Source organism: Legionella sp. 16cNR16C (genome assembly GCF_021297775.1).
GTDB lineage: Bacteria > Pseudomonadota > Gammaproteobacteria > Legionellales > Legionellaceae > Legionella_C > Legionella_C quinlivanii_A.
Genome location: NZ_JAJTMX010000002.1, coordinates 643987 through 668182 on the forward strand (window position 1 = coordinate 643987; position 24196 = coordinate 668182).

Genomic DNA, 24196 nt, shown 5'->3' on the forward strand with positions numbered 1-24196 from the left:
CAGTGCAAGCCCCCAGGCTTTAGAAAAGCAGGACTTTAGTTTCAAAAACTCACAGAGATAAATTGGCCGACGTCTCTACAGGGGGAGAGGAGGTTCGTTCAGACTGTCTTCTCGGCAAGGCATAAATCCCCACTTCCCTGACTGCCGCAAGACTTAACAGGGTGTTAATCGATTTTCTAAGTTTTAAAGTTTGCTCAAAAGGGTTAACAGGGATGTAGGGTTTAAGCTCAGTTTGATTAAGGGATTGTGCTGCGAATCGATAAAGAAGGGTCTTTCTGATATCATTTACCGCCTGCATGAGTTCCGCTTTGCCTGTTTCTGGATATTGAGGAGGAACAGGCAGCGTTTCGTCATAAAGATACAATGCAAAATATAAACCTGACAGATAAGCAGAATAAGAGGACTCTATTTTACTTGGTGCTAATCCGCTTAGATCCAAATCCCGGCCTAAACAATAGTAAATGCAATCTTTTTCTCGCGAAGACTGTTTCAAATTCTCACTATGTTGATGGCGTGTAAAGGCAGGTTTTTTTAACATTGAGGATAAAGAAATGCATAGACTTCTCAAGAGATAATAGCTTTCAAACAGCAGGGGCTGATAGCTTCCCTGTAATAATCCATCGTTTTGTTCAAGAGGCGAAATGACAGTTGAAAACTCCAGCTCCTGGAAGTTTAAGCCTGCGGAGATAGTTAAAGTTTCATAAAGCAGCTCCTCATAAGAGAGGAAGTTAATATAAATAGAATGTAATTCATTAGTCGGCAGCAGATTAATATCCAGCAAATTTCTCATTTTAAGGAGTTGCTGATTAATTTCTTTTATTGTCAATATGGATGTTCTAATCGTTTCGGTGGGCGAGTTATATATTTTTTTTGGCATATCACTCAGTGATTTTCTGGTTTCTTCGTTAAAAAAATCACTGAATTCCTGTTCGATTTTAATTTGTTTTTCCAAAATTGAAATCATGGCTTCACAGCGATAGCTGGGGAGAAGAAGGGAGAGAGCAGGGTAGTCTTTTGTATTTGCCAGTGTTCTGTTAAGTGCCTGGATTGATGGGTCTTGTGGATAGGGATAAAGGCTTTCGGTGAGATCAAGATGATGCGGGGCAAGTTTGTGAACCGCCTTAAAAATCAATAATAGCTGATGACTGCTTTGCGATGCGCAAAGCCTGGATATTTCAGCATAATCCGGTTGATACTGATTTAAAAAATGATAAACACCCAGAATAAAACTTCCGAATTGCTCTGAGGATAACTGAATTGTATTCTCGTTATCAAAAAATGAGGCTGGTATTCTAAGCGAAGATTCCCGGCCATACTGATAATAATAGTAATTAAGCTCCCTTGAATCGCTTGCTATCTCTGTAATTTTTTTCAAAGGAGACGATTGGACGGTGGGTATTTCTTCCAGCTTTTCCTCAACCAGCTGATTGAGATATCCAACCCGATAATATACATCAGCAACAAGCGCTTGAAAACTCGCGTACAAATAATGCCATTTTCGGGTATCTTCGGGCCGATCGAGGACAATGATTCCAAAGGGATTTTCATTGAAAATATGAAATTTTGTAATGTGGTAGATAACCACATCGGACTTGTCTATAAGCCACTCATGGATGCGCTGAAAGTTGGCCTTGATGTAGCTTTTCTGGTTTTGAAACAGGGTATTATCAATCTCCATAAAATCCCTGGTAACCTTATCCAGATATTGAATTAATTGATGGGCCTTCTCAATTTGTTCCTGACGCGCTTCACCTGCTTTTCTCCAGTCGTCCTCTGAAGTGTTGCGGTAAAAGAGGTACAATCCGGGAATAAATCCTTCAATATTCACCCTTAAATCCCGTACAAGAGCCATTAGTTCAGATTCTTTCATCAGCGACTATCCTTTGCCTGCGATTGATTTCTTATTTTGTATCATAAGATATCCACAGAGGGATAGAAAAATGGAATTGGGAGCCTGAGATATCGAGAGTGTTCATTAAACTGTGTCATTACTCACAAGCATGCCGTCATCTCGAACGCAGTGAGAGATCTCCCAAATCTTGGTTTGTGCCAGCATTCGGAGATCTCTCACTGCGTTCGAGATGACATGGATGACACAGTTTGATGAAGACTCTCGACATATCCGAAGAAAAGTTTTAGACCCTTGTTAAACATATTTCTTAATACTATCAGACAATTTTTTCATATTCTGGCTGGTAAAATCTTCTCTCTCTACTGTTTTATCTGATCGTTCAATTAATTCAATAAAATAACCGCCCAAATCTTTCACAATAAAAAACTGTTTCAATCCGCTGACGGGATCCGTAATAATCTCTGTTGAGGTTCTCGTAATTTTATTTGCTTCACAAATATTCCAATTCTTTGATAGATCATCCACTTTGTAGGCGATATGATGAATTCCCTCTCCAAATTTTCGGTGATATTTTTTGAACACTGTTTCTTCATTCATTCCCTGGGTAATCACACAAAAAATAGCCGGATTGGCGGGCAAAGTCAGAATATAATTAGTCATGTCATGTTCGGGATCAGCAACAGTTCCTGAATTGACATGTTTAATGTACTGGAAATTAAATCCAAGCAGATTAATATGAAAATCGGCCACTTTCTCTGCATTTTCCACAATCAGTGTGTAATGATCAATTTCCCCAAGAGACAGTTTTGTGCATTTAACTGGATGGTCAGGAATCATACACCTCTTCCCGAGTAGATGAATTAGTAAACAATTTTAACTATAGTCATACAAGTAGCGGTTTGCAAAAATCAGCTGTCAGTTCATCGAAAAATTATAATTTATTTCGTAACTCCCAGGTACGTCATCCTGAGCGTAGCGAAGGATCTCAACCTGCTTAGAACTGAGCCAGATTCAGGAGATCCTTCACTGCGTTCAGGATGACGTTGAGACGGATTTGATTGAATTAATATCAAACTTGTCCACAACCTGGGAAGTTACTTTATTTCTCTGGAGGAATGATTGAAAAATTGCTAAGATTTAATCTTTCAATCCCGCAAAACCATTATTTCCTGCCGAGTTCCAAATAACAGGATCATTCAAATTGATTTCTTCACTTTGGCAGTATCGCCTTAATACACATCCTAATAATTTCTTAATAATCGAGTGGTACCATCTTCACACACTCACTCATTGATAACTCTTTATGACAAAAAATGCCTATATTATGGGGATGGGGCCGGCCGGATTGGCTGCTGCTCTTAGCTTGTTAAGTAAAGGCTATTCGGTTCATTTGATAGACTCCAGGCGAGAAGATCAATTGTTTAGCCGTAGTCAGGGAGTGGTATTGCAAGAGCAAACCATTACTGATTTCTTTAATCTAAGCTCACTTAAAAATAAAGCATACTTTTTAAATCAGAGGGATTTCAGGTGCCAGTTAATTGCGCCGCAAGAGCTTCCCGAGCTTAACGAAGAAGAGCGTCTTGATCTGGCTTTTTTTGAGCTTATTGAGAAAGAGCGTACTGTAATTGCTATTAGTGATTTGCAACGCTATCAGTATGAAAAGTTACAATTTATCTATGCGAAAAGAGCGTATTCTTTTAAAAGAAATACAATTCAGTTTTCAGACGATCAGCAATTGGTTTTTCACAAAGGAGATACTCAGGTTATCGAGGCCAGGGGAAAGGAGCAGGAGTTAATACTTGAAATCGATGGTAAGCAGCAGAGCGTTCATTTTGACCTGCTGGTTGATGCGTCGGGAAAAACTGCTAAATCCTATACACAAATTTGGAATAGACAAAATCCGGAGTTTGCGATTTCCTATGAGCCGATTGAGAATCCTGAATATAATGCCTTTGGTATTATCAGTCTGGCCATTGAGAATGCTCCTTTTGAGATGATGCGTACCCCGGTAATGACCCCCTTCGATTCCAGTATCATCTTATCACCGGAGCAGATATCCGAACTAAAATCTTTAGGCTGGAAGCTTGATCGTTCTCCCGTATTCTTTATAAAGTATTCAAAGCAGTCTGAAACCGTCTATGCTACTGGCGAAGTGCCTGAGGAAATCTTACAAAGTAAAGACACCGGGGAACTAAAAAAATGGTTTGACCGTATCATTCAATTGTTAATGAAGAATGAAAAATTCAAAACCAGGGCCTTAAACCTGTCTTCAGTATTCAAAATGAATCTCGAAATAGCAAGCCATCATGCGATGGGTCTTCCCCAGGGTGGATTTTATTGCCTGATAGGGGATGCGTTTATGCCTGCCAATTTTCTATTGGGATGCGGAATAGAGAATGCCCTGGAGGATGCGGCTGAGCTATTTGATGGGGTGGAGAACCAGTTTGCCGAACAGGAGGAATATCGAAAAGAACGCGCTGAGGACTATATTGATTGTCTTCAGCATTTTAAATCACTGGTTGACCACAGAGAAAAAATCTCGCTTATTCAATATGAATTACAGCAGTTAAGCACTCAAACTCCTCCTTAAATCCTTCGGCAAAAATCAGGATAAGTGCACAAAATTGTCTTTGCGAGCCTTAGCGAAGCAGATCATAACTTTATTCAAGTTTCGATGTGTTGCTTCACTTTGTTCGCAAAGACGACAGGGCTGGCTGCCTGGTTCTATTTAAGCAACAACCCCGACACTGCTTTTCCCATGAACTATAATTAACTCACATTTCACGGCTGATAATCCATTATAACTATGGGGGTTAGGATGACTATTTCGCGAGCCGATTTCTATAAAGCATCTCCTGAAGCACTTAAAGCGATGTTGAATCTTGAGCGATTTGTGAACGAATCCGGATTGGACAAGCGCCTGCTTGAGCTGCTGAAACTGCGAGTTTCTCAAATCAATGGCTGCGTATTCTGTGTTGATATGCATTGTGTTGATGCTTTAAAAGCAGGGGAAACGCAAAGACGTCTGAATGCTGTTGCGGTATGGCATGAAGCGCCATTCTTTACAGAGCTCGAACGTGCGGCACTAGCCTGGGCTGAGGCAATTACTTTATTATCTGAAACTCATGCACCTGATGAAGTCTATGAGGAATTGCTGAAGCATTTCAGCGAAAAAGAAGCAGTAGATTTGACAGTTGCTATCATTACCATCAATGGCTGGAATCGACTTGCGGTAGGCTTTCGTAAACTGCCCGTAAATAATTAGAAGCAGCGCCTTTCATGAAAGGCGCTGGCCAGATAATTACAGAGTTCTTCCGGGAGTTTCAAATTCCTTCAGGGAGTGGTTGATTGTATCTTCCACTTTGCGCATGGTCCGATTACCCTGTGCCTGCCAGAACATCGGTGACTTGCCTGTCATCAGAGAATAAGCACCTAGAATGGCCAGGCCAGGAAGCACGCCGGTAATCGCTATCGCCAGGATTTTCAGCGAATTTGAGGCAAAACGTGTCCAGGGACCGTCACGATGCGATGAAAGCATCTCTTTGTCTGCTTGAGTTAGCCTTGTTTGATATTCCTTCATTCTATCTACTGCCAGAGGGATTTTTACCTCGTCAGTTAAGATGGCTCTCAAGTTTGACACTATTTGCTTTTTCTGTTCGGCAATAGGATCTTTTTTATTATTTAGATGCTCCAGATACCCATCAATGAGGGGTATGAGTTCATCGCTAATGGTATTCAGACATTTTCTTTGGGTGTCACTGTTTAAAGCCCTGAGAAGTTCAACACGTTTAGCTTCATCTTGTAAAGACTGGCCTGCTCTGGCCTGAGCAAGTTCTTCCTCAAGCTGGGCCTTCTCAGTTTCTAATCGTCTGACATCGCTCTCCTGAGCTTCGTTTCTTTCCGTCGCTTGATTCAACTCTGCTGCCAGGCGTGAATTCTCTGCACTAAATTGAGCTATTTGCCGCTCTGCCGATTCTTTCGCTTGAGCTGATTGATTGCGTAGATCGCTATTTTCAGACTTTAAGGCCTCGTTTTCACGAGCTGCTTCCTGCTGGAATCTTCGCGTCTCCTCCATTCTACGGCTTTTCGCTTCAATTTCGGCACGCAATCTGGCATTTTCTTCTGCCAGGCTTTGGTTTTGCTTATCTAACTCCTTGCGAGTCTTTGTAATGCCTTCCAGTTGAGACTTTAGTTCCAGATTTTCGTTGGCGGCAGCAGACAGTTGCCTGTCTTTTGCCTGGGCTTCCATTACCATTTCGAATTGCTGTGCAACGGCCTCGCTTTTCTCCCGCTTTAAGACAGCAACTTCATCCTTGAGCCTGTCATTGCCTGCCTGAAGCCTCTCATTGTCTACAAGCAATGCCTGAATGTGTTCTTTCATTCCTTTAAATTTAGATAATGTCGATAAAAGCTTTTTATTCTGTGCATCCAGCCTGTCTTTTTCAGAGGATAAAACATCAATTTTTTGAGCATAACTTGCTATTTCTTGTCGAAGACTTTCAACAGTATTTTGCAAATCAGCTTTTTCAACTGTTAATTCCTCTTTTTCTCGAGTCCGAGATTCAAGCTGATTTTGCAAAGCTTGGGTTCTCAGTTGAAACTCTTCTATCTGAACTGTCAAAGCTTTCATCAGCAGGAGTGAGGCTGCATTTTCAGATTCCAGAGCTTTCACTCTTTCTTCTGCGTGAACCTTGGCCTGAGATAAACGCTCGTTTACTTCTGACAGGTTTTCATTCTCAATGAGAAGATCAGCAAGAGCTTTTTCTAACAGGTGATATTCACCCTGGAGTTTTTCAATCGAAGGAAACTCATCTTTTCCTGCAAGAATTCTGAAGCATCTCACTTGTTTAGCGAATTCTGAGTGACCGCCTGGAGCAGGCAAATACCGGGCAGCACAATCACACAATGCATTCAAATTCAGTTGAAGTTCATGCAAGTATTCATCGGTAGGTAATATCTCAACCGCTTTGAGATCCCTCTGGAAATTAATCAGTTTTTCAAAGAGTAATTCAAAGTCAGACCAGCTTGGTTCGGTATCGAAATATTTGCTTAATAACTCGGAATCAATAGAGTCAATTGCTTCGGCGTTTTCTCCTGATAAACCATAAATCGCTATGATATCGCCTTTAATTGATGGCCAAAGCAATGCAATGGTTTCTGGATAATCTGAATCCTTGACTCCACTTACGCGTTCTTCCAATGCGGCAAAAAAGCGTTTGTCCTCTTCACTATTAATTTCTTTGGTATCGGCATTCTTTTTAACAATTGAAAAAGCTATTTTTTTAAAGCCATTTACCAATTTGTCATGTTTGGGTGTCTTGATGGTAGCAACAATATTCTGAAGTTCGTGTTCGATATTTTGCTGATACTGAGCAAATGTTTTAACGAGAGAAGACTTCGCATCCTCTTTTACTTCTTCCAGCAGTTTGGACAGCTCACTGTGTTTATTCTGCGCGGAGCTGGTTGCCGCAATTGCGGCGACGGCAGCCATTGCGCCCACTGGAACAGGTTGTGAAGATTGACTTTCTGCGCTGCTTTTTAAGTTAATCAGTGTTTCTTCAAACTGATTAAATGCGCCCACAATCGCCTGATAAAGGGTCCATCGAGTGGCGGGATTTAATCCAGCGGATAAATAGCTCTGGCTGATTTTTTCAACCACTGCGGAAAATCCTTCCTTAATCATTTTCTGGCCTGATTCAGTTGCCAGCAGATTAGCCACTGTGGAAGGCATGCCAGCCGGTTTGACAGCGGGGATTAGGTTAGTCCAGCTCTCGGAAAGCGACGATGAAACGGACAGGTCAACAGGGGTTGCTTTTAATTCTTTATCAGGCTTGGCTACCGCGGCTAAGAATCCTGATACCAAAGTCAGTGTTGCCTGGGTCAGGAGATGGTCAATAGACGATGTGGCATCGATACCAAAATCCTTGAACAATTTTTCTCGGGCAATATTGGCATGTTCTTCATTAACAAAGCCTGATACGGGCGGTATGACACTGGATAAGGGAACATATTTGCCATCCTGTAAAGCTTCGCGAAACTTATCATTGCGCTTGCCAAGCCAGGCATAATTGGTATTGTTAAACACTTTATAGGCTAGTTCATTATCCTGCATCTTATAGTAAGAATGATAAGTGGCAGGAACCAGACATTCAGAATTAATTACTGTTTCAATTGGCTCACCTTCAGTCTGTCTTGTGGAAACCAGAGGATGGTCTTTATCGGTCAGCTTGTGTTTATTAAGAGATCGAATAACTTTGTTAAGCAAACCTTTTTCCGGCGCATTTGCAAAACTGTTCATGTCGAATTGCACTTGATTATCATTTAAAAACCGAAGCAGTTTTAAAAATACTAATTTGTGAGCTTGTTTTGCATTGGCATTGCCTTCACCTGATTTACGCGGTACAGCCGGAACAGGCTTTCCTGTCTGGTCACAGTTATTTCCGGAAGAGCCGGTGCCGTGATGCCCCGGAATAGTAATGGCTGAAAACTTTGCACCTTCGTGAACCGGTGCTTTAGGCATGATGGGTGTAAATCCCCAGCTCATTTCGTTTTCATAATAAACGATTTCTGCCTGATCAACGATTTCAGGAAGGGGCTGATAAAATAACTTGTCATCCCATCCGTAAATGGGAACGTCGCCAGGAACGGGATCAAGAACAAAAATACTTAATTTAAGATCGATTGTTTGCTTTTGCTCATAAACGGCTTTCAATTGAGGAAAAACTTCCTGCAGCAGTTTGTGAGTGATCGTTGCATTTGCTAAAAAAGGACCGACCACCGGATCGGCTTTTAGCAAGGTTATGAACTGTTCGTAATTAGAACCTTTATTCCGATTGAACAGGTTTTTGATTGCATTCATGTAGTGGGTGAGCAGAATGGTTTCTACCCCTCCGCGGCTATGAGCAATAATAGCAGCACGGTCGTCGCCGCGAAGAATAGCTTTGAGAAGGGATTCCATCTGCCGGGCGATACGGCTATAAACGGCCTTACCCAAGGTATCGGGACCGATGATAACTTCTACTTTATCAGAGACATAGGGGCTTTCATCATCACGGCGAACGCCGTTTGAATCGACTAATTGACCAGCGACACTTAAGGCTTCACCGTCAGGATAATTAACGGGATCTTCCGCTGGGGTCGGGGTATAATAAGTATCTGTACCAAGATTAACTTGTACAAATACCTTCTCTTTCTTCTCTTTCATGCTATCACCTACAACAAAACTGCGAATCCGTTTATTTACAGAAACATAAGTCCATTTAGTCAGATTAATAGTTGAATTATACTTGGTTAAACTTAACGTATTCTTAAAGAATCGATATTTTTTAAGTGCTAAATCATGCTAAAAGTCTTCTCAGAGAAGAGGGATTTTCTCTTAATTTTCCTCAAAGTCCTCTCTCCCTTTGGGAGAGAGTTAGAGAGAGGGTTCAAAAATCAGCTTTCTCCCAGCCTGGATTTCTCTAATTACAAGCCAAAGGGCATACTGTACGTTCTTGATCTTTTTCATTAAGTTCTTCTGCCAAATCATTAGATTTTCTTCTGAAATCAATCGTTGCTTGGATGGCGGTGATTTGTTTTTGTGACCTCTCGTAGTACTCCGATGAAGCAGGAATGGTTTGATAAAGCTCTTTTAATTGTTCAATATCTACAGGGCGATAGATGACTAGACAGCCGATCTTTTCAGATAAACTAAGGGGAGCCTCTGATCTATACGTTTGCTCAACAGGAGGATAAGTTACCTCTCTCATTATACTAACTAATTGAAACATCAAATAATGGTTATCATTCGCTGTTTGTTCAAATTTTGCTTTTTCTATTGCCTGCGCGAGGTTTCCCTGCTTAATTAAACTACCAATAACTTCTATATCCTGTTCTTGTCGTTCTTTTAAAGAATTGCCTTTTGAGGCATCCATGTATTTAAGCATGGTCTTAATGGTCTCATAGGAAGGAATGGTAAAAGGCATAACTGATCTCTGATTGTTAACTTTTATTGGCGTATTTTAAAGAAAAAAAATTAAAAAAATAGCCCGGCTAATCACTTATTTAGCCATGGTATGATTGCGGACAATTGTAAGTCGTCAGTAATTCTGATTGAATGATTATCAAGGATCATGAATTCAGGGAAGATTGCCATCATGACTATCAATTTTTTTAGAAAAATAGATGAGTATCAATTATTATTTGCCGCGGTAGAGAAGAACAATCTTCATGTGGTGGAGCAGGTGCTTCCTCATATTTCAGATATCAACCGATATCAGCAAAGATGCGAGATCCTCTGTACTGCACTGACTGTATCGGTGCAGAAAGGCTATGTGCAAATGACGGCTCTCTTGCTTGAACATGGGGCTGATATCAATGCACCGGTGCTGCAATCGTTGTTCTCCTTTCCTGATGGTAATCCAGTTATAGTTTCAAATAATGAATTACAGGACGGGGAGTTGATACTTCGTTATCCGGTTATTTCCCGGCCATTAATGATTGCCGCTGAGATGGGACATAAACCAGTATTTAATTTACTGAAAGAAAAGGGCGCCGAGCTTAATTTTATAACGCATGAAGGCAGTCCTGTCTTTGTAGGGGTCGAGAAAGGAAATCTGGCAATGGTCGCTTTGTTTCTGGAAGCTGGAATCAATGTCAATGAGAAGAATGAGGGTGGAGACAGCTTGCTTCATCGAAGCGTCAAATTATCACATGCAGCGCTTACGCAGTTATTATTGCGTTTTAAAGCAGATTGCGAAGCGTTGGACTTCTCTGGAAAAAAGCCCATTCATTATGCCAAAAACGAAGAAATTAAGAACTACATTACATATGGTCCTGATTATTCGCCATGCCCTTGCGTGTTAATGTAGAGTTGTTATATTAACAGATTTTATGTCATTCCCGCGTCAGGCGGGAATCTATCTCTGGCTTGGCACAGTGCCTTGAAAATGGATTCCCGCCTGACGCGGTAATGACAAAAACTAGTCGAGATGAATTGGTGGTCGCCGAGTTTATGGAGAAGAAAATGCGGTTAGGAAACAGATTACACTCGCTTCAACGGATAGTTTACGTGCTTCTCATGATGGCTTTTTCTTCAAATGGGGCAACAGCCAATCAGCCAATTGAACAGCAAATCAGGCAGTTTGTCTCTGCCCATCAGCAAGAGCAGCTTTCCTTGCTGGAGAAGCTGGTTAACATCAATAGTGGTACCAGCAATATCCCCGGTGTTCGCAAAGTGGGTTCAATTCTGGCGAGCGAATTTGAAACCCTGGGTTTTAAACTGCGCTGGGAAGAAGAGCCGCCTTCCATGCAGCGGGCTGGCACATTGATTGCCGAGCATCCAGGTAAAAAAGGGAGGCGTCTGCTTTTAATAGGTCATCTGGATACAGTTTTCCCTATTAACAGTCCTTTTCAGCAATTTAAGCGCGAAGCAAATTTTGCAATGGGGCCGGGCGTTGTCGATGATAAAGGAGGGGATATCGTTATCCTTTATGCCTTAAAAGCCTTACAAGCGAACAACCTTCTTAATGATGCCAATGTTACCGTGGTGTTAACCGGTGATGAGGAAGACTCCGGCAAGCCGACTTCTATTTCAAGAAAGCCGCTTAAAGAAGTTGCTAAACATTGCGATATAGCTCTGGATTTTGAAGGAGCAGTCACTATGGATACTGCAACAATTGCCCGGCGGGGAATAACCAATTGGGTAATGACCAGTCAGGGTACTGAATCGCATTCTTCACAAATTTTTCAGCAGGGTGTCAGCTACGGTGCCATCTATGAATTGGTACGAATTCTGGATACCATGCGTGAGCAGCTAGCTGGTGAAAAGTATTTATCATTCAATCCTGGCTTTATTTTGGGCGGTACCAGTGTTGACTATGACAATAAGGATTCCCGAGGGGAGGGTTTTGGTAAAGGAAACGTCATTGCCAAAGCGGCAGTGGCAAATGGGGACCTGCGCTTTATCAGTGAACAGCAAAAAGAAGCCGCTCAGCAAAAAATAGCGGCAATTATTAACTCCCATCTGACCGGTACCAATGCCGTCATCAGATTTCAGGATGGGATTCCTGCCATGTCTCCTACTGAAAGCAATTTAAAATTACTGGAAAAGTACAGTCAGGCAAGCAGCCAGCTTGGTTATGGAGCGATTAAACCACTGGATCCTGTCTTGAGAGGAGCTGGGGATATTTCATTCATTGCATCAGAAGTCGAGGCGTCACTGGCTGGCCTCGGACCAGCAGGTTCAGGTATTCATTCAGAAAAAGAAACCCTGGATATTGCTTCTTTGGGAATTCAAACCGAACGTGCTGCTTTATTAATCTACCAGCTGACACAGGAAAACTAGGAGAGCGTAAATGCGAATCTGCTTTTTATTTTATAATGAGATGACAACTCTCGACAGTATTGGGCCGCATGAAGTTTTAGCGCGTTTACCTGGAGTTACTGTGCAACGTGTGGCCAAACAGGCAGGAAGAGTACAGACCGGTTTGGGTCTGCAGTTGATAGCAGATTATGCCTTATCGGATGTCAAGGAAACCGATATTCTGGTGATTCCCGGAGGCTGTAAGGCAACCAGTCTTTCCCATGAGCCAGAAATACTCGACTGGATAAAATCAATTCATAATACGACTCAGTGGACAACTTCTGTCTGTACGGGCAGTTTAATCCTGGGAGCGGCTGGGCTTTTGCAGGGCAAGCGTGCCACTAGTCATTGGGCTGTTTTGGACAGACTAAGGCATTGGGGGGCCGAACCTGTTTCGGAGCGGATTGTCGAGGATGGCAAAATTATCAGCGCTGCCGGCGTGTCGGCAGGAATTGATATGGCCTTACTGCTGGCTGCTAAAGTGGCGGGTCAACAAGTGGCTGAAACCTTGCAACTTGGCATCGAATACGATCCTGAGCCGCCTTTCAATGCAGGCTCGCCAGAAAAGGCAGGGCTTGGAATCGCCCGGCCTTTACAGGAACGTCTGCTTCAATTATTTGAGCCTGTGTAGCATTATTTGCCTAAGGTGGTTTCTGTGGGGTCTATTGCGGCATCGTTAGCTGCTTTACTGCCCTCAACCGGAGTTTGAGGCGCTGGTTTAAACAGTTTGAAATACTGTTTATAGGATTCCGGATTGCTGGGCTGACAGGCCTTATATGCCTTGCGCTCTTCCTCAACTGAAATATCTGTCTTCTGATGTCTATCGAGGGATTTTTCAAGTTTTCGATGCATGTCAATACGCAGGGCATTCATTTTATTAACAGACATTTCTTCATGATCAACTTTCTCTGCCTCTTTTATCAATTTTGCCATGCCTGGGTTATTTTCAATTTTACGAGGTTCTGCACGAGCAGTCGTAATACTATTGACCACTACTTTTATCGGCATCAAGACCGCGGTGAGAGCCAAAGTGATTCCTACACCCAATTGCCCAAATCCGTCTCCCATCCTGCCTACGGTTGCCGCAAAACTGGATTTTACCTGTTCCCAGCCAGTTTTAAGTTTCCTGGTGCTGAATAAATTAATCGGGGTTGCTATCAAAAACATCAGAGGCGATAAGCCAATTTTTAAAGCCCCCTCAATTATATTTTTGACTGCATTGAGTGGTTGTAATAAATCCTTGTAAAGGTAATTATTGGATTTGTACGTCGTAAAAAACTTTTGGAAATGTTTGCCAATAGTTTTCATGTGCTCTGATACGGGTGTGGGGCTAGTATTCAGTACCGACATAAAATAATTGCTGCGATGTGGATAGGGGGTATTCAGAATATCCTGTGGGGCGCCATTTTTTTGAACTTCCCGCTGATTACCATGATATAAATCAGCAAAACGTTCAGCCTGCGCAGTGTTCATCGCAAAATCACGCCCAAGCAATCTGTTTAGGAAAGCAAAAATCGAAACGGGAAGGCGCGCGCCGTATTTGCTATATTGGGCGACTTCATTTACTTTTCTCGGCGCTAAATCTTTATCAAACCATTCTGAATATTCCTCAAGTTTTTCAGTGCGTTGCTCTGGTGAATCCGTATTAAGGGCATTCAGTGCATGAGACGCATTCTCCAGACAGGCATCAACCCCTTTAAAATAGGAAAGACCTAGTGCCGCATCCCCAGCCAACATAACCGTGACTTTGCGGTCGCCGACCTCTTTAAACTTAAGAACTGACTTCGCTCTCGTGGCAGGGGCTTCATTAACGCTTAGGCGAACATCGCTCATATCGATATGTTCACCTGCATTATTATTTGTGTAATGCGCAAGCCGTAAACCCAGATAGCCTTTTACTTTCTGCATGATTTCATCAGGAACTTTGTCCAGTTTGGTTTCTGCGTCATTAAAAGGACGAATAGGGGTTTTTGATGTGGCATGCGGAGTTAAGGCATCAAAATCTTCCTTGGAAATCATGATCTGCATTGTAATCGGTGTTTTACCATCCACGGTTTTACCCATGACTTCTTCACCAGCTACACCGTAGGCTTGTAAATAAGAAGGCCAGCTGGGTAAATCGATTGCATTGGGTTTGGGCCCTGTTACCTCAAATCTTACCTGAAGCACATAATCAAAAGAGTGCTTAATCTGATTATCCTCACCAAACACCTGCTTCGAAACAGTGCTATGGGTACCATCAGAACCAATCAGCAAATCAAGATTAGGATAATTCTCAAACACCTGTGACTGAACATCCTTAACTTCGTCATATTCGATTTCCGCGCCCATTCTAAGCGCCACTTTTTTTAATATTCCTTCCAGTTCATTGATTCGGATTGCGGGATTTTTTTTCAGACGTTTTACAAGATCAGTTAGTTCCTCTATGTTCTCTCCGCCGATTGTTTTGATATATTCCTGCAATTTGGTGTATTTGAAACGGACTACGTGGTTTCGCGTGTATTCTTCGCGTTTTTCCAATATCAGAATATTTTTCTGAGGATTTTTTTGAAGCAGACCAATTGCATGTAATAAACCTGAGGGACCAGCGCCTACAATCAGGGTATCCACTTCTTCTCTTTTCATAATATAAACGCTACATAAAAGACATGTTTAAATGAATTATATTGTATAAATGTTAACAAATTATTAATGAATTTTATTTTGAAAAAATAACATCTATATTTTAAATAAGATTCCATAATTGATTTTGCAAATGAAAGATAAAAAAGAGCTGCGCGCCAATTGGATAGCGAAGTCTGATTCCAAGGCAGCCCATGCTTTTGAGGAAATTATTGCTAAAGCTGAAACGGCATATGCCAGTTTCAATAAACTTTCCGATTTCCTCTATCGGATTGATGACAATCATGAAATGGATTCTTATATTGAGGATATCGAGGACTTAAAACTTGCCTATGAAAAAATGGAAATTGACCAGCTCATCACCAATGAGGACGACAGTCTGGAAACAGTTATTGGTAAATTATCGGAGCTGATTCAAAGCCCGCGTTTTGCTGAGTTTATCAGCCGGCTGGAAAAAGCGGCATTGGTCCAGCCAGAATACAGCAGGCAAATAGATAATGCAGTTAAGGCCTATAATGACGCACATTCTGATCCTAGTGAAAAAATCTCCCTGAGCTCAGTAGAAAATGTGGCGATCGTTCCTATGCAGCATCTTATGCGATACCCACTTCTGATTGGAGCCTTGCAAGGTCAGGCAGAAAAAAGTGCTCAGCTTGAAAATTCAAAGTCAGCACTTAACAGCTCTTTAGATAAAGTGATGGACTTTGCGGAGCATTTTGAAAATGCTAAAGCAAAAAAAGATAATTATCTGGGTATTATCGACCAAAATCTCGAACAATTGAAAAAGGAAAGTATGCGCCTGTCGAGCAAGAACGGTGTTGTCGGTGAGCAAGCTACAGAGCTTTATAAAACTCTATTAGATTTACGAGAACGCTATGCCAGAGCTCGAATAACCATTGATGAGTTTAAACAGGAAACCACAAAAGAAATTGAAGCCGCGCAAAAAACCGACCTAGGAAAACATAGAGGAATTCTTGATAGTTTGGCCCGTTTGTTCCATGCTGTTACAGGAATAACCCTGCAAACGAAATCGGTTGCAATTACAAATCAAATGAAGGCTTCTCTGACTCAGCTGAAAGATGAGGTAAAGCCTGAAGCTAATGCTGATGCTGAGCTTGAGGCCTCCGAAACTGCGAGCATGAGCGGGCCTTGATGGGTTTATAGCACTGTTTGGTAAAGAATATACTTACCCATGATCTGGATTGCTTCACTTGGTTCGCAAAGACGACAGCTTTGTTGGTTCTGTTTACGCAACAATGACTTGCTGCGGAAAAAAAGATACATTGAAATTAAGGATAATCATGAAGCTGTTTCCAAGAGGTTTGTGTTATGCGGGGTTCGCGATTGCGGCTTTATTACTTTTATCTTGCAGCGAAAATGAAACCAACAATAAAACCACTGCCAAGGCACGACCGGTTAAGGCGATTCAGATAGGAAATGCCACAGCACTTGATGGACGTTTTTTTCCTGGAAAAGCCAAAGCCTCTCAGGAGGTCGATCTTTCATTTAACGTGGCCGGCTCACTTATCGAATTACCCGTTAAAATCGGTGACAAAATCAAAAAGGGCGATCTGGTCGCCAAGCTGGATCCCAGAGATTTTCAGGCGAAGGTAAAGGCTGCCAAAGCGGAATTCATGCGCGACAAACAAAATTATCAGCGTGCTAAGGAGCTGGTGGGTAAAGGTCACATTTCCAAATCAGATTATGATTTGGTCGAGTCAAAATGGATTATGGCGCAATCCAATCTGGAATTAGCTGAAAAAGCATTTGTAGACAGTGTTATCAAGGCACCATTCGACGGTCAGATTGCCAATTTATATGTAGAGAATTTCCAGACGGTCTCCAGTCACCAGCAGGTGGCAAGGCTGCTTAATATTTCAGAAATTGAAATGGTGATTCAAATTCCTGAGAGTGCTATTAGTCTTATGTCCTCAGTAAGCAATATTGTAGTGCAGTTTGATGCCTTTCCCACGCATTCCATTCCCGCTCAGATTAAGGAAATCAGTAACGAAGCTTCTCCGGATACCCGTACTTATCCAGTGACCCTGCTTTTACAGCAGCCCAAGGGCATTGAAATTTTGCCGGGAATGGCAGGTAAAGCGAAGGGGGTAATCCAGAAAAAAAATACCCAGTCTGAATTAACTGTGCCTGTATCCGCGGTATTGACCGTGGGGGACACTGATAAAACATTCGTTTGGCTGGTTGATCCAGAAAGCGGCCGCGTTCATCAGCAGGAAATTGAAATAGGCGAGTTGACTCCAACCGGACTATCCGTCCTGAAAGGCTTAAAAGCCGGGGATTGGCTGGTGATTGCTGGAATCCACAGTCTGAAGGAAGGGGATGTGGTTAGCATTTTAAACCAAGAAGATAAGAAAAAATGAGCTCACTAGCTAACAGTGCGGTCAAAAGTAAAAAAGTAGCCTGGTTTCTTGTGTTATTATTAACCATTACCGGCACCATCTGCTTTTTTAATCTGGGTCGTTTGGAGGATCCCGAGTTCACAGTAAAAACTGCGATCATCACTACCCATTATCCCGGTGCCAGTGCTGAGCAGGTAGAGCTTGAAGTTACCGATTTGCTTGAGAAAAAAATTCAGGAAATGTCTGAAGTGAAAGATATTTCTTCTATTTCGAGGCCAGGACTTTCTATTATCAAGGTCAATATTAAAAACGAATACTGGTCTGATCGCCTGCCGCAGGCCTGGGATACATTAAGAAAAAAATTAAGAGATATTCAGGACAAGCTGCCACCGGGAGCTAGTCTGCCCGTAGTTGGAGACGATTACGGCTATGTGTTTGGGTTTCTACTGGCTGTGAGTTCAGACGGCTACAGTTACGCAGAACTGGAACATTACACCAAAATTTTGCAAAAAGAGCTAAGCATTGTTCCGGGTGTGGCTCGTGTGGATTTATGGGGGGTTCAGGAAAAACGTATTTATTTAGACATTTCCAACACTCAGTTTTCACAGACGGGGATCACAACGGCTGATCTCGAGAGAACCTTAAAATTACAAAATCAGGTTGTGGATGCGGGCTTTGTGGATTTTCAGGAACAGCGTTTTCGAGTTGCACCGACCGGTGAGTTTAGTAATGCCGAGGCGATTGGTGATTTGGCCATCACGCCTGAATTAAAGGTTAAAACTCAGAAACAAAGCGATGAGATTATCCGAATTCGAGATTTCGCCGAGGTGAAAGAAGAATACATTGATCCGCCCAAACAATTAATGCGCTATTCGGGGCTTCCCTCGATTGGAATTGCCTTAGCCCCCTTGTCAGGAGTAAATGCTGTAGAGGTTGGCAAGGCAATTGACGCGCGTATCAATGAAATTCAGACCGCTTTGCCGAAAGGAATCGAAATACACAAAATTTCCTGGCAATCCGATATTGTTGCAGAGTCAATTAATGCTTTTCTAATTAACTTACTGGAAGCGGTTGTCATTGTATTAATTGTTCTGACTTTTACGATGGGCTTTACTGCGGGAATGATTATAGGCGTCTCCGGGCTTATTCTGGCGATCTTGGGCACCTTTATTGTGATGCAACTATTACACATCGACCTCCAGCGTGTTTCATTAGGAGCGCTAATCATTGCGATGGGGATGATGGTGGATAATGCGATTGTCGTTGCAGATGGATTCATAATTCGTGTGAAAAAGGGAATGGATCGCGAAACCGCGGCTATTGAAGCAGCCGACATATCAGCCTGGCCGCTGCTTGGTGCTACTCTTGTAGCCTCGATGGCGTTTTATCCTATTTTTGCCTCAAGCTATGACACAGGAGAATACGCAGGCAGTCTGTTTACGGTGATTGCGGTTTCATTACTTTTAAGCTGGGTGCTGTCACAAACTGTTACACCCCTTTTATGTATTTCTTTTATGCCCAAACCCAAGGAAACCGGGGATGAGAACCAGCAATACAGCAGTCGGTTTTACAGAGTCTACCGTTCGCTGCTTGAAGCTGGTATTCGTTATCGGTTAATTTTTTCCCTGACCATGATCGCTCTATTAATATTATCCATCGTCGGTTTTCGCTTTGTACCTATTATGTATTTTCCTGACTCCTCCCGCTTTCAGGTCATGATTGATTATTGGGCACCGGAAGGCACAAGAATTCAGGACGTTTCAGCTGATGTTAAGATCCTGGAAAAAAAACTTCTGGACGATTCGGGTGTAGTCAGTGTCAGCAGTTTTATCGGTCAGGGGCCGCCCCGATTTTATTTACCTGTTGAATCTGAATTTCCTTACTCTTCTTACGCGCAGATCATAGTAAATGTTAAGGACTTGCAGGAAGTCGATAATTTAGTGGCCCGTTTACCGGCATGGAATGAGAAAACCTTTCCACAATCGCTGGTGAGAGTGAGAAAATACGCGGTAGGCGCGTTTAACAACTGGAAGATTGCTGCGCGTTTTAGCGGCCCTGCCAATGCGAATCCGGCTATACTGCGCAATCTCGCTGATCAGGCAGTGGCCATACTTAAAGCAAGTCCCTATGCAATTGATGTCAGAACCGATTGGCGTGAACGCGTTTTGCAGGTAGTTCCTGACTATCAGCAGGAACGTGCACGTTGGGCAGGTATTTCTCGTCCCGATCTGGCGCAGGCTTTGAAAAGAGCCAGTGACGGGGTTCCCATTGGGCTTTATCGGGAAGAGGATAATTTAATTCCTATTATTTTACGTCAGCCTTTGGCAGAACGAGAGCGTGCAGCAATTGATCTGCCTACTCAGCAGGTGAGTACCGCTCTCTCAGGCAAAACAATCCCTGTGGCGCAGGTAATTGATGGTATTGAACTATCCTGGACGGATCCAATTATCTGGCGCTGGGATCGTAAACGGGCCATCACTGTTCAATGCTCACCTTATCAGGTGACTGCGAGTACTTTGCGCAACAGTATTCTCCCGCAGTTTGAAAAAATTAAACTGCCTCCTGGTTACACACTCACCTGGGATGGTGAATACAAAAGCAGTAATGAGTCTGCAAGTGCCTTAAAGCCAGGATTATTTCCGGCAGTTGTGATCATGTTAATGATTATTGTGATGCTGTTTAATTCGTACCGGCCTCCGCTAATTATTATTGCAGTCATTCCGTTTGCGATGATTGGTGTAACCGCAGGGTTACTGATAACCGGGGTTCCTTTTGGGTTTATCGCGTTGCTGGGTGCAATGAGTTTATCGGGGATGATGATTAAGAACTCGATTGTTCTCCTTGATCAGATCAATATTAATCTTGCGGAAGGAATGAAGCCCTATGAGGCAGTGGTATCGGCCGGTGTCAGTCGGCTGTCCCCAGTAGTCAATGCCGCGGTAACTACCATTTTGGGCGTGATTCCTTTATTGCAGGACGTTTTTTGGGTTTCATTGGCAGTAACGATTATGTTTGGGCTTACTATGGGTACTATCGTTACCATGTTCCTGGTTCCTGCCTTTTATTGCATTTTGTACAGGATTCAAGACAGCGGGCGTAGTGAGCGGGACCTGGGAAAGCCCATACAAAGCAATGAAAATAAGGAAATCCCTTGGAACGTGCAAAACTGATTATTGTTGCAAGCTTATTAGCAATCGTCGGGGCAGTAATCCCTATCCTCATTGTTTTATATTTATCAGTTGAGCGCGCCATTCAAGCTGAACAGAAACATCTGTCAAACATTACCGATGAAATCGTTAAGCGTGCCAGCCATACAGCAGGCCTGGCCAGGGAAACTTTATATGAGCTGAACAGGCTGAAAATTCAGCCCGTTTGCTCTCCTGAGCATGTAAACGTCATGCGAAAAATGACTGTCGATAATCCGGTAGTGGAGGAAATCGGTTTTTTTGAGAATGGCTTGTTAAAATGTTCAATTTGGGGTGCTCTTAACACTCCTGTTTCCCAGTATGCACCGGATCTGATTACAGCAAGAGGATTTGGTGCTTCTTTCAACATAAAATCGACGGTGAGAAATAACAAGTTATTAATAGCCTTCCAATATGGAAATTACTATATTCTGGTAGATCCTCTCCGTTTTCTTGATATTCTTGTTGACCATTCAATACAAATCGCCCTGACCACTCAAAAAGGCGTATTAATTGCAGAGCGTAATCAGCCAGATATGAATCTGGTAAAACAGTTTTCGCAGGATTATCAGCAAGTCGATGATAAAATTATCGCTTATACCTCGAGTGATGAAGGTTTTGTTGCCACAGCAATAGAATCACGAGAAGTATTATACAATGAGTTGAGAAATGAACTGGGCTTGTTATTGCCATTAGCTATTGCAATCTCCGCATTTATTATTGGTTTGGTTATATATTTTTCACAGCATCGCCTTTCAATTGCCGGCGAACTTGCCTCAGCAATAAAAAATAAAAAACTCTACCTGCTTTACCAGCCTATTGTAGCCTTGAAAACAGGCCAATGCGTTGGCGCTGAAGCTTTAATCCGCTGGCCTCGTGCCAGCGGCAAGGAGATATCTCCTGAGTTGTTCATACCGGTTGCGGAAAATGAGGGCTTAATCACGCAGATCACAGAGCAGGTGATTGACCTGATGATCGCGGATTTGGGCAAGGTACTATCAGTTGATCGAGACTTGCATATCTCAATCAATCTAAGTGCGGCCGACATAAAAAAAGGACAGATCCTTAAAATCCTCGAGGCTAAACTTGCTAACACCTTTATTTTAAACCGTCAGATCTGGTTAGAGATTACCGAGCGTGCTTTTGTTGAATTGGCTTTTGCAAAAGAAATGATTCAAAACGCCAGAGGTCTGGGCTATGTGGTGGCTATTGATGATTTCGGAACGGGGTATTCAAGTCTCTCCTACCTTCATAATCTGGAGTTGGATGTTTTGAAGATTGATAAATCCTTCATAGCCAGTATCCGCACCGACTCAGCGACAAGCAATGTAACCCCTCATATTATTGATATGGCAAAAACTTTAAATCTCAAAATTCTGGCAGAAGGGATAGAACTGGTTGAGCAGGCTGAATATCTGGATTCAAAAGAGGTCGAATACGGGCAGGGATGGTTCTACTCCAAAGCACTTAACGTCGATGATTTTATAGCATTTTATAAAGAAAAAAATAAAAAGATCTAGCTGTTTTTTATCAACTATACTAAGCATACACAAGGAAGCAGTTACACGTTAAAAAGGAATTCTTCCCATGTTGTTCAATCCCCTCGATAATCGTTCTTTGTATAACGCCTATGATTGGCTGATGCGCTTTATTCAACCACTGTCTGATTACAGCCTGACCCTGTCAAAACGCTGTCAAAGAATTGCGAATTCGCTGGATTTGCCGGTGACACTTCCCTATTTATCAGAAATGCAGACTGATGCAATCAGCCAGTTCACTCAGGGGGCTGTTAAAAACTACCGGGAATTAGCCGGTTATTTTTATGTATACCACATGGTCACCAATATCTATGAAAAGCCTAAATTTGACATCAAAGAAGTTCAGATAGGCGATGATTATTTTGATGTGTTTGAAGAGATTGTGGATGAGAAAAGTTTTTGCAATCTGCTTCACTTTAAAAAACGAAACATAGGGGAAACACAGCCAAAGATGCTGCTGGTAGCTCCCATGTCGGGTCATTATGCCACGTTACTCAGAGACACGGTCAAAGCCTTGCTGCCATTCTATGACGTCTATATCACCGATTGGAAAAATGCACGCGATGTGCCGCTGAAAGAGGGTGCTTTTGACTTGAATGATTTCATTGACTACGTCATTTCCTATTTCAGACAATTAGGTCCTGATCTTTCTGTAATGGCGGTCTGCCAACCGACAGTACCTGTTTTGGCCGCATTGGCTTTAATGTCCACCGATAATGATCCGCATCTGCCTCATTGTGCGATTTTATTGGGTGGACCCATCGACACGAACCAATCGCCCACGGCAGTGAACCGTCTGGCAGTTTCAAGAGGGGATGACTGGTTTCAGCAAAATGTGATTTCAATGGTTCCCGGGCATTTTCCGGGCGCAATGCGGCTTGTTTACCCGGGATTCATGCAGCTTTCCGGTTTTATGAGCATGAATATGCAACGCCATATCGAATCGCTTTTATCGGCTGTTCATGATTATGGAACAAATCAGAAAGATAAAGCGCTTAAAACAATCCAGTTTTATCTTGAGTATTTCTCGACTATGGATTTGACTGCAGAATTTTACATGCAAACCATTCATACCGTTTTTCAGGAGCATTTGCTTGCCAGAGGTCGATACAAATCAAGAGGTAAAGACATTCGATTACAGGATATAACAAAGACATCCATATTGGTCATCGAAGGGGAGAATGATGATATCACCGGCCTTGGCCAGACCAAATCGGTAATCAGCTTATGCAAAAATCTTCCTGATTCGATGAAACAATATTATCTGGCACCCAAAGTTGGCCATTACGGCCTCTTCAATGGCAGTAAATTTCGCAATACGATTATTCCCAGAATACAGAATTTTTTAAGTTCCCATTGTTGCGCTGTTTCGGATACAAGAAAAGGAAAGTAATGGAACATATCAAGAGAGATAAACATGGGTATCATACATTATAAGAATATAAGGGAAATCACTGGCGATATCCTCCATTGAGCTGGCCGAATTATCTTTAGAAAATGAGTAACTCCCCAGGTACGTCATCCTGAGGGTAGCGAAGGATCTCAAGCTGCTTGGAACTGAGCCAGATTCAGGAGATCCTTCACTTCGTTCAGGATGACGTTGAGGCAATTATGATTAACAATGACAAGTGGAACAGTTTAAGCGAGTGGATGGAGAGACTTGGAATCAGTGACAGCGATTTGCAGGAAAAGTTTATTATTGGCAGCGGCAAGGGCGGGCAAAAATTACATAAAACAGCTTCGACGGTTTATCTTAAACATCTGCCCTCCGGAATTGAAGTCAAATGTCAGGATGCGCGAAGCCGCGAGGACAACCGCTATTTTGCCAGGATGAGAATCTGCGAAAAATTAAATGCCTTAATCAGCGATGAGAAATCAAAAAAGCAGCAGCACATTGAAAAATTAAAGCGGCAGAAAAGGCGGCGTTCGCGGCGCTCAAAGCAGAAAATGCTGGACGAAAAGTCCAGACAGGGACAACTTAAACAATCCAGAGCCAAGCCTCAGTCTTTTGAGTAAGCTGCTATAACAATGTGTCACGGCTTGTTCCTAACTGGTTATTTCCGCCCTTTCAATTAGCGTTAAGTTTTTCTTGGCCATTAAGATGTATGAGTTGTGCCCCCTCGCCCGCGCAAGAAAAGTGATTAAAATCCAGTTGGTAAGCGCGGGAGAGGGCTGGGGAGAGGGAATAACGCGAAAAAAATACGTATTTTGCTCAAGTTTCTTCCGCGGGCGAGGGGGCCTGCTAGGCAATTGATGTTCTTGAAGTGACGCAGAAACGCTTTGCGAATATTATAGTG

The 24196-nt window shown here is 42.5% G+C and carries 16 protein-coding genes; 11 read left to right on the plus strand and 5 right to left on the minus strand.

The window, feature by feature from the left end; genetic code table 11:
- Positions 1–49: 49 nt before the first annotated feature.
- Both LXA66_RS06785 and LXA66_RS06790 read right to left on the minus strand, forming a co-directional pair.
- Entirely contained in the window at positions 50–1870 is a 1821-nt protein-coding gene (locus tag LXA66_RS06785) for a hypothetical protein (RefSeq protein ID WP_233012516.1), read from the minus strand.
- A gap of 276 nt (positions 1871–2146) precedes the next feature.
- The gene (locus LXA66_RS06790; RefSeq protein ID WP_233012517.1) at positions 2147–2689 is read right to left on the minus strand and encodes a VOC family protein; all 543 of its coding nucleotides are present in this window, start codon (positions 2687–2689) and stop codon (positions 2147–2149) included.
- A 466-nt stretch (positions 2690–3155) separates the two neighbouring features.
- Between LXA66_RS06790 and LXA66_RS06795 the strand changes: the two genes are divergently transcribed.
- Positions 3156–4442 (plus strand): FAD-dependent monooxygenase, encoded by a 1287-nt coding sequence (locus LXA66_RS06795; RefSeq protein ID WP_233012518.1) that lies wholly within the window; start codon positions 3156–3158, stop codon positions 4440–4442.
- Between the two features lie 228 nt (positions 4443–4670).
- Positions 4671–5117: a carboxymuconolactone decarboxylase family protein gene (locus LXA66_RS06800; protein ID WP_112218099.1), complete on the plus strand. Its 447-nt coding sequence runs from the start codon at positions 4671–4673 to the stop codon at positions 5115–5117.
- Positions 5118–5153: 36 nt separating this feature from the next.
- Here LXA66_RS06800 and LXA66_RS06805 read toward each other — a convergent pair whose 3' ends face one another.
- Positions 5154–9056 (minus strand): hypothetical protein, encoded by a 3903-nt coding sequence (locus LXA66_RS06805; RefSeq protein WP_233012519.1) that lies wholly within the window; start codon positions 9054–9056, stop codon positions 5154–5156.
- A 256-nt stretch (positions 9057–9312) separates the two neighbouring features.
- On the minus strand, positions 9313–9816 hold the full coding sequence (locus LXA66_RS06810) for a hypothetical protein (RefSeq protein ID WP_233012520.1): 504 nt from the start codon (positions 9814–9816) through the stop codon (positions 9313–9315).
- A 171-nt stretch (positions 9817–9987) separates the two neighbouring features.
- Between LXA66_RS06810 and LXA66_RS06815 the strand changes: the two genes are divergently transcribed.
- The 3 genes from LXA66_RS06815 (at position 9988) to LXA66_RS06825 (ending at position 12825) form a co-directional block, all read left to right on the plus strand.
- Positions 9988–10701, plus strand: a complete 714-nt coding sequence (locus LXA66_RS06815; protein ID WP_233012521.1) for an ankyrin repeat domain-containing protein — start codon at positions 9988–9990, stop codon at positions 10699–10701.
- 101 nt (positions 10702–10802) lie between these two features.
- Positions 10803–12176, plus strand: a complete 1374-nt coding sequence (locus LXA66_RS06820; RefSeq protein WP_233012522.1) for a M20 family metallopeptidase — start codon at positions 10803–10805, stop codon at positions 12174–12176.
- A gap of 10 nt (positions 12177–12186) precedes the next feature.
- On the plus strand, positions 12187–12825 hold the full coding sequence (locus tag LXA66_RS06825) for a DJ-1/PfpI family protein (protein WP_233012523.1): 639 nt from the start codon (positions 12187–12189) through the stop codon (positions 12823–12825).
- A gap of 2 nt (positions 12826–12827) precedes the next feature.
- On the opposite strand, the gene LXA66_RS06830 is transcribed toward LXA66_RS06825, so the two are convergent.
- On the minus strand, positions 12828–14819 hold the full coding sequence (locus tag LXA66_RS06830; RefSeq protein ID WP_233012524.1) for a hypothetical protein: 1992 nt from the start codon (positions 14817–14819) through the stop codon (positions 12828–12830).
- A 130-nt stretch (positions 14820–14949) separates the two neighbouring features.
- Between LXA66_RS06830 and LXA66_RS06835 the strand changes: the two genes are divergently transcribed.
- From LXA66_RS06835 to LXA66_RS06860, 6 genes are all read left to right on the plus strand, one after another.
- Positions 14950–15969 (plus strand): RhoGEF domain-containing protein, encoded by a 1020-nt coding sequence (locus tag LXA66_RS06835; protein ID WP_233012525.1) that lies wholly within the window; start codon positions 14950–14952, stop codon positions 15967–15969.
- Positions 15970–16117: 148 nt separating this feature from the next.
- The gene (locus LXA66_RS06840) at positions 16118–17197 is read left to right on the plus strand and encodes an efflux RND transporter periplasmic adaptor subunit (protein WP_233012526.1); all 1080 of its coding nucleotides are present in this window, start codon (positions 16118–16120) and stop codon (positions 17195–17197) included.
- Positions 17194–20346 (plus strand): efflux RND transporter permease subunit, encoded by a 3153-nt coding sequence (locus tag LXA66_RS06845; RefSeq protein WP_233012527.1) that lies wholly within the window; start codon positions 17194–17196, stop codon positions 20344–20346. Before LXA66_RS06840 ends, LXA66_RS06845 begins: the two co-directional genes overlap by 4 nt.
- Complete coding sequence (locus tag LXA66_RS06850; protein WP_233012528.1) at positions 20328–21881, plus strand: EAL domain-containing protein; 1554 nt, start codon at positions 20328–20330, stop codon at positions 21879–21881. Before LXA66_RS06845 ends, LXA66_RS06850 begins: the two co-directional genes overlap by 19 nt.
- Before the next feature lie 67 nt (positions 21882–21948).
- Positions 21949–23292 (plus strand): polyhydroxyalkanoate depolymerase, encoded by a 1344-nt coding sequence (gene phaZ, locus LXA66_RS06855; RefSeq protein ID WP_233012529.1) that lies wholly within the window; start codon positions 21949–21951, stop codon positions 23290–23292.
- 218 nt (positions 23293–23510) lie between these two features.
- Positions 23511–23915 (plus strand): peptide chain release factor-like protein, encoded by a 405-nt coding sequence (locus LXA66_RS06860; RefSeq protein ID WP_233012530.1) that lies wholly within the window; start codon positions 23511–23513, stop codon positions 23913–23915.
- Positions 23916–24196: the final 281 nt, after the last annotated feature.